The organism is Chitinophaga filiformis, assembly GCF_023100805.1.
GTDB classification, from domain to species: Bacteria; Bacteroidota; Bacteroidia; order Chitinophagales; family Chitinophagaceae; genus Chitinophaga; species Chitinophaga filiformis_B.
Genome location: NZ_CP095855.1, coordinates 5,933,382 through 5,946,133 on the forward strand (window position 1 = coordinate 5,933,382; position 12,752 = coordinate 5,946,133).

Here is a 12,752-nt window from a genome sequence, read left to right on the forward strand (position 1 = left end):
TGGAATTTTTTAAGGTTTTTTTGGATGATGATCCCGGCTTATGCTTTGTTAATTCCAGCCGTCCCGGATATCTTTGGCCACATTAGGGTTATAATTTTTCTCTACATCGGGAATAGGGAACAACAAGTGTTTGTCCTGGAAAGGCTGTGTACCGGTTCCGGGTTCCGCGGCTTTTTCCGCGTTGATGGTTTGCTTGATAATGCCCCATCTCAGCAGGTCGAAATAGCGGCATTGCTCACCGCACAATTCCAGCTGGCGCTCGCGCATCAGTATTTTCATAGCATTATCTTTATCGCCCAGCGTGGTATATAAAACAGCATGCGAGCGGGAACGCACACTGTCGATCAGCGCCAACGGGGCATTGCCCGTATTGCCTTGCTGGATGTAAGCTTCGGCCAGCATCAGCATCACATCAGCCAGGCGGATCACCTGCCCGTTGATGGGACTTTTAGGATCGCCATATTTTTCCACGAGGTTGTAATACTCATACTTCTTCCAGCGATAGTCGCCCTGTGGATCGGTGGCATCAAAAGGAAACGCTTTTGCCCCTGTAGCGCATTGCTGGCAATACATGGTTTCTCCTCCGGAAGCGGCAGTACCATAGAAGGTGGATTTGGCACGGGGATCGGTATACGGTTCGCCGCTTGCAGGATTTGGATAGGTGAATGCTTTCACAGCGGCATTGCTGACGTACACGTTCTTCCAATCGTTCCAGCCATATTCCATCGCGCGACCAGTATGTGTTTGTTTACCTACCTGTTCCGCGCCGTTGCCAAACATATAGTACGGCGATCCAATACCCCAGTCGGTCCATTGCTGATCCATGATCTGAAAGATATTTTCCGGCGTGTTCTGGTTGGTAGTGCTGAAAACATTATCAAACGAGGAGTCAAGCCTGTAGGCATACGGTGCACCCATCAGCTTTTCGAAGGATGTTTGTGCAAGCGGCCATTTTTTCTGATACAGGTATACCTTTCCGAGTAGTGCTATCACAGCGCCTTTGGTCACCCTGCCTAATTCTGCGGCAGGATACACGGTAGGTAATTCCATAGTGGCTTCCGCTTCCGTCAGGTCTTTTTCCACCTGCTTCCATACGTCAGCAGCAGGACTGCGGGATAAATAGTTGTTATGAAGCGTGGTTTGATAATCGATATACAAGGGCACATCTCCCCATAAGGTCACTAAATGGAAATACGCATACGCCCGGAGGAACTTTACCTCCGCGAGGTATTGATTCAATTTTGCCCGGTCTGCAGTGACTGTAGGATTCCAGGCCGCTGCCCGGTCTATCACCAGGTTAGTCCGGAATATCATCCGGTAGAGCGAGCTCCATAGGGCACTCTGATCTGCATTGTTGGTACCAAAACTGTAATCGCCCAGTTCCTGTTCCGCCCCTAGCAAAAAGCTGGCGCGCTTGGCTTCATGCCCCATCAGGTCGAAAATATAATAATACTCTCTCGCCCACAGTCCCGGGTGTAGCAAGGTGGCATAACAGGCAATGGTAGCCTGGTTCAGCGCTCCTATGTTAGTGAAATAGGTATCGTATGCATAAGCACTCTGGTCCACTAAGTCGAGGCGCGATTTTTTGCATCCGGTAGAAATCGTCATCAGCCCGGCTATCAACAGTATTTGATGTATATACTTCTTCATAAGATCATGTTTAAAAATTAAAACCCTAATTGAATACCTGCCAGGAAAGTTCTTGGCTGTGGCACCTGCCCCTGATCAATACCACGCGCAAACAGGTAGTCGCCCGCCACTTCCGGGTCGTAGCCGGTGTACCTGGTGAGGGTAAGCAGGTTCTGTGCTGCTACGTAGATGCGAAGCGATTTAACGGCGCCCCCCGTAACATTGTTCAATATCGCCGCCGGGGTGTTATATCCAATTGTAATATTCCTCAAACGGAGATAGCTGCCATCTTCCAGCCACCAGTCGGACGGGCGGAGATTACCATTGCCGGTTACATTCTGACCTATTCTCGGTAAAGCGGCTACATCGCCGGGTTTACGCCACCTGTCAAGGATGTCGGTACCAGCGTTGTGCCCCGTAGACATGAAGCTGGTATTTAATTTTAAGCCATTCAGGAGTTTCAGTCCGCTGATCCCTGACAGCACCAGGTTCAGGTCAAAGCTTTTATATGTGATACCGGCATTGATGCCATAGATGTATTTCGGGATAGCATTGCCTAATATTTCCTGGTCCTTTGCCGTTACCACACCATCGCCGTTTATATCCCTATAAATAAAATCGCCCGGCAACAAGCCATCCTGGTACTTTGCATCCGGTCTGCCTGTTTTTTTGGCCGCTTCCTGGTTGAGGATAGATATTTCATCGGCATCCCTGGCCACATGATCTACGCGGTAACCATAGAAGGAGCCGATGGCACTACCTGCAGCGGTGTAAGTGGTGGCAGGTACCGGCGTAAAGGCGCCTGCCTGGATAGGTGCGGAAAACTGATCGCCTAATGACAATACTTCGTTGTGGTTAACAGATCCATTGATGCTCACATTGAAGCTGAAGTGATCGTTGATCTTATCCGCATACCCGATGGTCAACTCCACACCTCTGTTCCGGGCGTCGGCTGCATTGACTGTTTTACGGGGCTGCGCACCGGTAGTACTTACGCCGATACTGGCAGGAAGCAAAGTGGTTACCAGCAAACCGGTACTTTTACGATCATACCAGTCGGCTTCAATGGTAAGGCGGTTTTTCAGAAAAGCCAGGTCGATGCCTATGTCGATCTGATTGGTTTGTTCCCATTTTAAATCCGGGTTGCTAAGGGTGGTCAGGGTGGTGCCGGATATAAATGTTTCTGTGCTGCCCAGCGAGTATACCAGTGCGCCACCAGGTGTGCCCTGATACGTTTTTGCAGTATTCAGGAAGTTGGGGATATTATTGTTCCCGGTTTGCCCCCAGCTGGCACTCAGTTTTCCATCTGATAGCACAGGGAATATATTTTTTATGAATGCTTCTTCCGAGAAACGCCAGGACAAACCCAGGGCAGCGAAGTTACCGTAACGGTTGTTGGGGCCAAAGTTAGAAGCCCCATCCCTGCGGTAGCTGGTGGTCAGTATATATTTATCATCATAAGTATAGTTCAACCGGCCGTAGTAAGAGATCACCGAAGGGCGTGCATAGTTGGAATAACTACTGGTTACCGATTGCGAAGATGCTACACCTGGATTGGTGATATTATCATTGGGTTGCCCCGTTCCCCTGATGGAAGAGCTGTTGGTAATACCAGGATCGATATAGCTTTGTCCTGCAATCAAAGAGAGCTGATGCCTGCCAAGCAGTTTTTCGTACGACAGGTAGTTTTCCACCATATAGTATGAGTTCTCCGTGAAACTCAGCATCGACTGGCGGGCCTGGTTCAGGAAATTGGAGGCCTGGTACTGTTGCTGATAGCTGTTACTTCTGCTGGAGTTCACTTCTGCCGCAAACTGTGAACGGAATTTTAATCCATCGATGATACGCACTTCTCCCGATAGTTGCGGGAAGAAAGCCAGTGATTTGGTAGTCTGGCTTTTCATGGCAATCTCCTGTATCGGATTTACCGCATTGCTGAAGTCATCGATGTTGGAGACGATAGAATATCCGCCCTGGATAGATGGGTCCAGGATGGGTTTGTAGGGCGCATATTGTATGGCATTGATAATATTGGCATTGTAGCCTTTGCTGACATATTGCCGGACGATGATGTTCTGTGTGAACCGGAAGCGGCCCAGCGTTTCCTCGAGGCCAACACGTGCCTGGAATCTTTTGTTGGTGGCATCGGTTAAGATAGCCTGCTGATTGATATAAGTGGCAGATATACTATAGTTGACTTTTTCACCACCACCGCTGATGTTGAGGTCATTTTCGGATACCAGGGCATTACGGAAGATGGCATCCTGCCAGTTGGTACTGTCCTGTAAAACTGCGTTTGTGTTGAATTTTGCAGGCAGCACGGTATTTTTGGTAGCGGCAAGATCTTTAAGCGCCTCTACATATTGTGCGGCATTGAGCAGGTCCAGTTGTTTCCAGGCCCTGGCGATGCCCCATTGAGAGGTAAAGCTGACCCGGGGAGGACCTGTCTTACCTTTTTTGGTAGTGATGATCACCACGCCATTGGCGGCTGCTGAGCCATAGATAGCGGTGGAAGATGCATCTTTCAGGATGGTGATACTTGCTATATCCTGCGGGTTGAGTGTATTGAAAAGGTTTTTGGTACCCTGGATGCCATCCACTACATACAGCGGGTTAATATCCGTAAAGCTACCAGTCCCCCTGATGATGATCTGGGCATCTGCACCGGCGCTACCGCTGCTTTGCAGCACCTGTACACCTGCGGCCTTACCGATGAGCAGTTGCGAGGGATTGGTGGCATTTACCGCGCCGGCTTCTTTCACCGTTACGACGTTGAAGGCGCCTACCACATCTTTCTTCCTGGCGGTACCATAACCGATAACTACGATGTCGTTCAGCGCTGCCACTGTTTTGACAAGGCGTATAGAGAAAGTGAGCGTGGCGCCCGATTTCAGGGAGATGTTATTCAGCCGTTGCGTTTCAAAACCCATGTAAGAAATACTGAGTGCGTATTTTCCTTCGGGGGGTAATCCGGAAAAACGGAATACACCATTACTGTCAGTTACCACGCCGGCTGTATACATCGTCTTTTCATTGAGCGCCACTACAGAGGCATTGGGAAGGAGGTCACCCTGATCTGTGCGCACCGTGCCGGTCACCTGCATACGCCCCTGTGCCCGGGTGATCATCGAAACGCCTGATGTCAACATGACTAGCAGCAGATACAGACACCATTTTGGTTGATAGAACATCTTCATAACTGGAATGTGTTTTTAAAGTCCCGGGCATAGCAAGCCCGGGGGCGCTAAAGGCGCCCGCTTGTGGAATAGAACTATATCGGTGAATTATTTCCTCTTAATTATAAATCCGCTGTCATTCCGGATCAGCTTCAGGTTATTGGGAAGCGTTAAATCGGTTAAGATCTTCTCCAGTGAATCTGTCTTTTCAAACTTACCATCAAAATATATCTCCATCACGTCTGAAGGATAATAATAGATGGCTATTCCATAGTAATTACTCAGCTGATCCAATACCTGCGACATAGGCTGATTATTGAATTTATACCAGTCTGGTTTCGTATAACCAGTGTCTTTGTTGCCGGCTCTTACCAATACGTCCGTGCCCCTGGTACTGAAGTCAGACACGAGAACTTTTCCTGTTTTGCGATAGTAGTTGAGTTCTTTACCGGGGGTGAGCACTACATCGTTCATGATTTTCTTTTTATTGATGGCTCCCTGTATCATCACTTTCCCGCTGTTCAGTCTTATGCTGATCATATCTTCTCCCGGGATGGCTTTCACATGAAAAAAGGTGCCTAGTGCGGTCGTATATAGTTCGCCGCTATATACTACGAAAGGATGTGATCTATCGAATGCTACAGTAAAATCGGCTTCTCCTGTCAGGTAAATGTCCCTGTTGTTCCTGAATTGCTTATCATATAGAATGCTGGCTGCCGGCAACAACCTCACTACAGAGCCATCCGGTAATACGACCGCTATGGCTTTAAGGCTGGTATTGGTGGTCAGTTGCTGTTTTTCCGAAGGAATCATTATTGTCAGTCCCGGGTCACCAGCGGCTATTTTCTGCTGGTCGTGGCGGAGCAGAAACAGGCTGCCGCCGAGCAATATGCCGCTTGCTACCGCGGCAATGGCCAGTCGTCTGATCCATTTCTTCCGTTTATCAGCCAATATCGTTTGTTGATGAATATTTTTCAGCCACTGTTGGGAAACGGTTTCCGGGAAGTAGCCATCTTCCTGCAATTGCAGGAATTCTTCTTCCGGCAGGTATTTCTCCAGCATATCAGGATGCTCCTGCAGGTAATTGGCCACCCAGCGGACTTCTTCCGGCGTGCATTGATTGCCGAAGAACCGTTTCAGTAATTCATCATTTATCATATTGTATACAGCTGACAGATAAGTAATACGTTTGTAACAGGCGGACTACGTAGTCCGATGAAAAAATATTTTAAAACCGTCCGAACCAGGCCAGGAGAGAGACGATGAGCCCGAGATAATGTTTTATCTGTTTGATGGCCTGGAAAATATGTGCTTCCACTGTTCTGGATGACAAGGAAAGTTCCTGCGCGATCTGCCGGTGGCTCATGCCTTTAAACCGACTCATTTCGAACACTTTACGACGCATCGGAGGCATTTCTTTCAGTGCATTCGCCAGCTTCGCCTGTAGTTCTTTTTCCGCCAGCTTGCCCCATAGGTCGTCTACCGGCAGGGTATACTCGTCTATTACGTGGATTACTTTTTCCTTGTAAACGGTTTCCTTGCGGAGAAAGTCGATCAGCGTGGTGCGGGCAATGCGGAATAGCTGCACGGATATATCGAGGTCATCTGCGAGGTTTTCCCTGTAGTTCCAGCACTTGATGAATGCCAGCTGCGTCACCTCTTCCGCAATGAAGGATGACCTTGTTTTCTGGAGAATAAAATAGTAGATCCTTTTGTGCCAGGAATAATAGACCTCATTAAATACCAGCAGGTTACCTTGCTTCAAAGCAGCGATAGTATTCAAAACGTGGGGGATTTACCATAGCAATTTAAATAAATAAATATGGAAATGCCAGAGATATGGTCGACGCCGACCGACATCCCATACTGAGACCGGGCTACTTCGCGTGAAAACCCCGGAGAGGCGGCGACCGCCTGGAAACCGAAGGTAACCCGAGCCTATGTATTCGCTTGGTATTCGCTACAGGTTCGGTGGAGGCTCCTACCTACAGGCGCCCTACTATAGCATTATAGGCACTGTTCTATAGCGATCGCTATAGAATAGTAGGCTAAATGTAGGACTATAGCGCCTATAGGTAGGAATCAGTAGGATAGTTGCACCGAATCTCAAGCGAATGCCAGGCGAATCCGAATGCCAGGAAAGAGTGCTGGAGTGGTCTCAAGTCCGACCAGGCGTCTGGTATAAAGCGGGTTTAATCCCAGCTCAAAGGCAGGGTAAAGGCATGGTAAAAGCGTATTAGATCTACTATCTCACATGACAAAAGAGATAAGCCACCAGCAGGGCCCAGTCTCCCGAGGAACTGGATCTCAGGTACCCCCGCACCCTGCGAAGCGCTTCTGTCAGCTGGTTTTTAACCGTTTGCTCCGACAGGTTGAGCCGCCTGGCTATTTCTGCGATAGGAAGGTCTTCTTCCCGGCTCATCCGGAAGATCTGCTGCATACGGGTGGGTAACAGGCTGACGGCAGCGGCAATATTGGCACTCAGTTCTTTGGTTTCCAGCCTGTCATTGAATTCCTGGCTGTCCAGTATGTCGAATAAGGATATTTTTTTGATCTCTGCTGCACTGAAGGCATAGTGACTGATCACCCTGTATTTAATAGCAGCATGCAGGTATTTTGCGAATTCACCTTCCTTAAAAACGGGGATCTCTTTTCTTCTGCGCCAGAGGCTCAGCATGACTTCCTGTACCAGGTCTTTCGCATCATTGACGTCCACCCGCTGACAGGCCCGCGTATATAATGCTTTCCAATACCTGTTATACAGCATCTCGAAAGCAGCTGTATCATCTCCTTTCAGCAATTGCAGCAGGTCCCCGTCACTGATATGCGTTTCGAACATGTTGATCTTGGTGAGCCGTAAAGTAAAAGCGAATTACTTAAGAAAGCAAGTGCATTACAAATAATTAACCGGTCTCTGCTTAGCCGATGCGTAATTCCTCTCCTACCTTCAGCAGTTCCAGGCGCCCTTGTACTGCTCCTTGTTTTTCAAGTCCCTGCAAGGTTTTAAAAGGGTCGCTCAGCGGCTCGTCAGACAGTGCAAAAGTGCCATAATGCATGGGAATCATCACCCTGGCATGCATATCATTTGCGGCTCTTACAGCATCCCGGGGTGAAATATGGCTTTGCGACATGAAAAATTCGGGCTTATATGCCCCTATGCCTGCAATACAATAGTCTATCAGGGGAAAGATGCGGCCTGCATCCCTAAAATGACTGCCATATCCCGAGTCGGCAGCGAAATAAATGGTCCTGCCGCCTCCCTGGATCACAAAAGCGCCCCAAAGCTGCGTATTAACGTCCCCAAACCCGCGTTTGGACCAATGCCTTGCCGGAAGAAAAAAAATCTTTATACGGGCTTCTGTGCGGTATTGCTGGTACCATCCCGCCGTCTGCACCTGCTTACTACCCGTCAGTCTCTCCAGCAGGCCTTCCATCTTTAAGCCTGTCAGGTAGACTGCCTGCGGATTATTTTCTGCCAGTAAACGCAGGCTGCGCTTATCGCAATGGTCCAGGTGATTGTGAGATACCAGGATATAATCGAGGCCCTTTAATTTTGCCGGATCTATGGGAAAAGGCGTACGCCGTTTGAAGAGCAGGATATCATAGAAAACAGGATCGATCAATATGCTGACGCCCGCCAGCCGGATAAAGAAAGAGGCATGCCCCAACCACACGATACAATCTTTATCGGAATACAGGAAGTCCTCAGTATACAGTACCTCCGGATGCCAGGTATCCGCTTTCTTCTCTGCCTTCTGCGGATTACGCTGGAAACGCCATTTCAGAAATTCCAGGAAGGAGTAGATATGCGGGAACTCATGATTCACGAATCTCCCTTTTTTATCTACCGGGGTTCCTTTCCAGTCAAAAGGTAATTGCATACCGGACAATGCCGGGTTTGAGACATATTCCATAGCTGACGTCATGTGTTCCTGACAAATATACGTTATCGGGTACCGTTATTCTCCGTACCGCCTGCTAAGTTCTTTCAGCAGTACATCAACCGCCTCTTTTGTAGCGGAGCTTGCTGCATTCGTAAAGATGACATACCCCCGGTCAGCCTCTTTGATGATATGCACCCGCGTAATGAATGCACCGGCATTTCCTTCGTTATAGGCCACATGATGCTGTGGCAGCTGCAGTGGATTAAACCATCCATAAGAGAACTGTGGCATCCCAAAGAGTAATTGCTCAAAGGTCTTCTTTGGTAATAAATCACTCTTCCCTTTCAGTCCTGTCAGCAACATCCGCACAAACCGGGTATACTCCTCCAGGCTCACATTGATATTGCCTGCTGCCAGTAACCAGTTCATTTTATAACTTTCTGCAGGTGGCAACGGCTGCAGATCAGCGTTATGCCCCCAGGGTTGCGTAGTGTCTTTTAAATTCGGATAGTCGAAGTAGAAATTGATTCCCAACCGCGCCCCCAGTTCCTGTACAAGTGTTTTATAAGGCTTTCTGCTGGCTTTTTCCAGCATCAGCCCCGCAATGATGTAGTCCACGTTGGAAGGTGTCAGCCCGTTCTCATCCGGCTTCATAGGGGCTTGTGTCAGGAAATTCGCCGCCAGTTGTATACGTTGTGCGGCATAATCCCCGTGCAGGTCTTTGAAGCTGGGCGTTTCAGAATTATAGGAATATCCCTGCAGCCTGCCACGGAATGTCAGCAGGTTAGCGAGTGTGACGGTATCGTATACATATCGGGTTCTCCATCTCAGTTCGGGGAATATTGTCAGAATAGTGGAATTCCACCGGATCTTCTGCTCCTTCACCAGTAAAGCAGCAATAAAAGCAGTAATAGCCTTGGTATTCGATCCGATATGGAACCTGTCGCCCGGCTGGGCAGCATAAGTGCTATTAGCCCGTTTTACGCCCAATACATGGCATTCCAGCACACTATCTGAAGAGACAACGGCAAATGCCAGTTCAGGTACTTTGTACTGTTGCCTTATACTATCTGCGAAAGATACAATGCCCTGGCCCTGGCATAGATGAGGAATAGCTGCCAGCAATGGCAGCAGCAAGCGTTTCATAGGTATTAATCTTTATAGGTTCTGATTTGTAAATTGGAAGGTCCCTGCATCTTTACTTCTATACCTGTATTCGTCAACAGGCCGGTCTGTGCATTTCGTTTAAAGACGACCACATTACCGCTGATCTGGTTGGCCACCACCAGGAATTTCCCGGTAGGATCTATCAGGAAATTACGGGGATGTTCACCCTGTACGGGCTCATATCCTACAATGCTTAAGGTCCCGTTTTTGCTAATGCGGTAGATAGCTATATTGTTTTCATCTCCCCGGTTAGAGGCATACAGAAAACGGCCATCGGGCGAGATATGAATATCGGCGCTGTTGTAAAATTTCTGCGGCGCACTATGTGTCATGAGTCTTTGCAGAGAATCCAGCCTGCCCTTCTTGTATTTATATGCCGTTACGGAACCCGACATTTCCTCTATACAATAGGCAAAACGCCCGTTGGGATGAAAGGTAAAATGCCGAGGGCCGCTACCAGACACACTGCGAACAAAACTATCCGCCTGCAGGGGCTTTGCCTGGCTGGCATCAAAGGCGAAACGCCGTATTTTATCCGCCCCCAGGTCAGGAGCGAATACATAATCCTGCGCCGGAGAAAAGACCGTACTATGAATATGAGCGCTTTTCTGTCTCTCAGTGATACTACTATCGGTAAACGGAATAACCGTCACCGCTGTTCCGATAGTACCATCGCTATTCAAAGGGAATACAGAGATACTGCCACCGGTATAGTTTCCATTCACCAGCCAGCGACCGCTTTTATGCACGGCGAGATAGACGGGATTGTCGCCCCCGCTGGGCTGCTTGCTTAGTAAAGTGATTGTAGGCAGCTTCCGGTCGAAGCGGTAACTGCTTACACTACCCATACCTGCTGTACGGGTTTCCGTGCAGGCATAGATATATTCTCCATCCTGTGAAAGGGTCAGATAAGAAGGGTTCATGATGCCGGAAAAAGTGCAGACCTTATCCAGGTTTCCGCTCTCCATATTCATCCTGTAAATGTAGATCCCATCTTTATCTTTCGCGTCATTGTATGATCCGACAAACAGATAGGTTGTCTGGGCATAGATAAAACTGTTGGCGAGTAATGCCAGTAAGAGCAGATATAATCTTTTGAGCAAGGTGATGAAGCGGTTTATCGGGTCCGGAATTGATGTGCCGGACAAAGATAATACTTACCCTCATTCCATTTTAAGGCTTTTTACAGGATTGGTAAGCCTGGCTTTCAGCGCCTGAAAACTGATGGTCAGCCATGTGAAACAGCCTCCGGCAGGAAATCGGGATCGCCAACGCCTCCTCTCTTACATGTCCCTGCCATACATAAACAGCAGGTTTATCTGCGGATCGATACGTATCGTATGGTTAGCGTGTATATTGATCACCGTTACCTTGTCTTTGATCTGCACTTTATATATCCGGGGATCGTTGTCTATAGCGTATTCCAGCGGGAATGTGAACAAAGGTTCCTGTTGCTGCGTGATGATGAACTTACCTTCTCCACCAGGCCTGATGCTCAATTCCGGCATTCCCGGCATATATAGCCATTGCCGGAAGAAGTCGTCCAGGTTTTGCCCGCTTTCCTTTTCCATCACCTTTCTGAAGTCGGAGGTATTGGCATTATGCCCGCCATAAGTTGCGAAATAGCTCCTGATGCCTTTCCAGAAGAGGCTATCCCCCACCTGCCTTCTTAACATATGCAATACCCATCCGCCCTTCTGATAACTATTGGCATTCAGCAATTGTGTATATCTGTCTTTTGCGCTGGTATCGACAACAGGTGTATATCTCTTTTTCTCAAAGGCGATCACTTTCTTGCGGTCCGCCTTTAAACCGGTCTTCAGCGTATCAGTGCCATATGTATGTTCCATATACAGGTGCGTCATGTAGGTGGCAAAGCCTTCGCTGAGCCATACATGCTCCCAGCCGGTTTCTGTGATGGCATCTCCGAACCATTGATGTGCTATTTCATGAGCCAGCAGTTCCTCGATGTCTCTGGAGCCCACAGATTCTTCGGAGTAAAAGATAGCGCCGGCATTTTCCATACCGCCATAAATGGTCTTGGACTGGATATTAGCCAGCTTCTTATAGGGATAAGGCCCTATCTGCTGTATGAAAAAACGCAGGATCTCTCCAGCCTTGCCATAGTCGGCAAAGCCTTGTTTTTTATTTTCGGGGAACACATAGCTATATACAGGAATGCCCTGTACATCCGCTGAATGATCCACTGCAAAACCTGCTATACCAATTGCGAATATTTTCGTAGGCAACAGCGCCTTTTCCGTATAATGTGTCCTCCTCTGGTGGTTGCCTGTCAGTACATCCTGTGTTTTCAACCCGTTCGCCACCACAGTATATTTATCAGGTGTGATCACATCAAAATCCACGGCTGCTTTATCCGAGGGATGATCTATACACGGCAACCAATGATGCGCACGGTCGGGCCAGTTGTCTGTAAAGAAAGTACGCTTGCCGTATTTGTTCTTTGAGATGATCAGACCATCGCCGGGAATGCCGGCATATTCGATCCTGTAGGTATGTGTTTCGTCCTTCCTGCCATTAACGGATAAATACAGGGCGGCGCTGTCCTGCCGGAACGGAATATTCTTTATGTTATATGGAGCACCAGGTTTTGCAGCAGCGGAACGGCCTGCGCTTACTTTTTCTGTTACTTTCAGCACCGTCATACCAGTATCGGCTATAGCCGGCCCTACCAGGTCCAGGCGCAGCTCCGGCAGCTCATTCAGAAAACGTAGGGTGATTTCAGCGGTAGCTGTTATCTTATCAGTGTTATCGCGCACCGTCAGGGAAATGCCGTAGTGTTGCACGTCTACAGACTGGCGCTGGCCTAAGGTGTTGAAACAGATTCCCAGTAGCAGTAACGGGAGTACAATCAGTTTTTTTTGCATACGGTATA

The 12,752-nt window shown here is 48.5% G+C and carries 9 protein-coding genes; all 9 read right to left on the reverse strand.

What is annotated here, in order from left to right; genetic code table 11:
* Positions 1–48 precede the first annotated feature (48 nt).
* A complete protein-coding gene (locus tag MYF79_RS22990) occupies positions 49–1,650 on the reverse strand; it encodes a RagB/SusD family nutrient uptake outer membrane protein (RefSeq protein WP_247810165.1) in 1,602 nt (533 codons plus the stop codon).
* Positions 1,651–1,667: 17 nt separating this feature from the next.
* Positions 1,668–4,826: a SusC/RagA family TonB-linked outer membrane protein gene (locus MYF79_RS22995; RefSeq protein WP_247810166.1), complete on the reverse strand. Its 3,159-nt coding sequence runs from the start codon at positions 4,824–4,826 to the stop codon at positions 1,668–1,670.
* A gap of 87 nt (positions 4,827–4,913) precedes the next feature.
* Complete coding sequence (locus tag MYF79_RS23000; protein ID WP_247810167.1) at positions 4,914–5,963, reverse strand: FecR family protein; 1,050 nt, start codon at positions 5,961–5,963, stop codon at positions 4,914–4,916.
* A gap of 70 nt (positions 5,964–6,033) precedes the next feature.
* On the reverse strand, positions 6,034–6,588 hold the full coding sequence (locus tag MYF79_RS23005; RefSeq protein WP_247810168.1) for a sigma-70 family RNA polymerase sigma factor: 555 nt from the start codon (positions 6,586–6,588) through the stop codon (positions 6,034–6,036).
* 462 nt (positions 6,589–7,050) lie between these two features.
* Positions 7,051–7,644 carry an RNA polymerase sigma factor gene (locus tag MYF79_RS23010; RefSeq protein WP_247810169.1) on the reverse strand — a complete coding sequence of 198 codons (594 nt, stop codon included), beginning with the start codon at positions 7,642–7,644 and terminating at the stop codon, positions 7,051–7,053.
* A 79-nt stretch (positions 7,645–7,723) separates the two neighbouring features.
* The gene (locus MYF79_RS23015) at positions 7,724–8,719 is read right to left on the reverse strand and encodes an MBL fold metallo-hydrolase (protein WP_247810170.1); all 996 of its coding nucleotides are present in this window, start codon (positions 8,717–8,719) and stop codon (positions 7,724–7,726) included.
* A gap of 45 nt (positions 8,720–8,764) precedes the next feature.
* Entirely contained in the window at positions 8,765–9,835 is a 1,071-nt protein-coding gene (locus MYF79_RS23020) for a serine hydrolase domain-containing protein (protein ID WP_247810171.1), read from the reverse strand.
* A gap of 5 nt (positions 9,836–9,840) precedes the next feature.
* Positions 9,841–10,959: a lactonase family protein gene (locus tag MYF79_RS23025; protein WP_247810172.1), complete on the reverse strand. Its 1,119-nt coding sequence runs from the start codon at positions 10,957–10,959 to the stop codon at positions 9,841–9,843.
* Positions 10,960–11,139: 180 nt separating this feature from the next.
* A complete protein-coding gene (locus MYF79_RS23030; RefSeq protein ID WP_247810173.1) occupies positions 11,140–12,744 on the reverse strand; it encodes a M1 family metallopeptidase in 1,605 nt (534 codons plus the stop codon).
* Between the last annotated feature and the right edge of the window lie 8 nt (positions 12,745–12,752).

Coding starts and splice junctions, on each gene's coding strand:
- MYF79_RS22995 (WP_247810166.1), bottom strand. CDS start 4,826: ATGAAGATGTTCTATCAACCAAAATGGTGTCTGTATCTGCTGCTAGTC.
- MYF79_RS23015 (WP_247810170.1), bottom strand. CDS start 8,719: ATGGAATATGTCTCAAACCCGGCATTGTCCGGTATGCAATTACCTTTT.
- MYF79_RS22990 (WP_247810165.1), bottom strand. CDS start 1,650: ATGAAGAAGTATATACATCAAATACTGTTGATAGCCGGGCTGATGACG.
- MYF79_RS23020 (WP_247810171.1), bottom strand. CDS start 9,835: ATGAAACGCTTGCTGCTGCCATTGCTGGCAGCTATTCCTCATCTATGC.
- MYF79_RS23030 (WP_247810173.1), bottom strand. CDS start 12,744: ATGCAAAAAAAACTGATTGTACTCCCGTTACTGCTACTGGGAATCTGT.
- MYF79_RS23010 (WP_247810169.1), bottom strand. CDS start 7,644: ATGTTCGAAACGCATATCAGTGACGGGGACCTGCTGCAATTGCTGAAA.
- MYF79_RS23000 (WP_247810167.1), bottom strand. CDS start 5,963: ATGATAAATGATGAATTACTGAAACGGTTCTTCGGCAATCAATGCACG.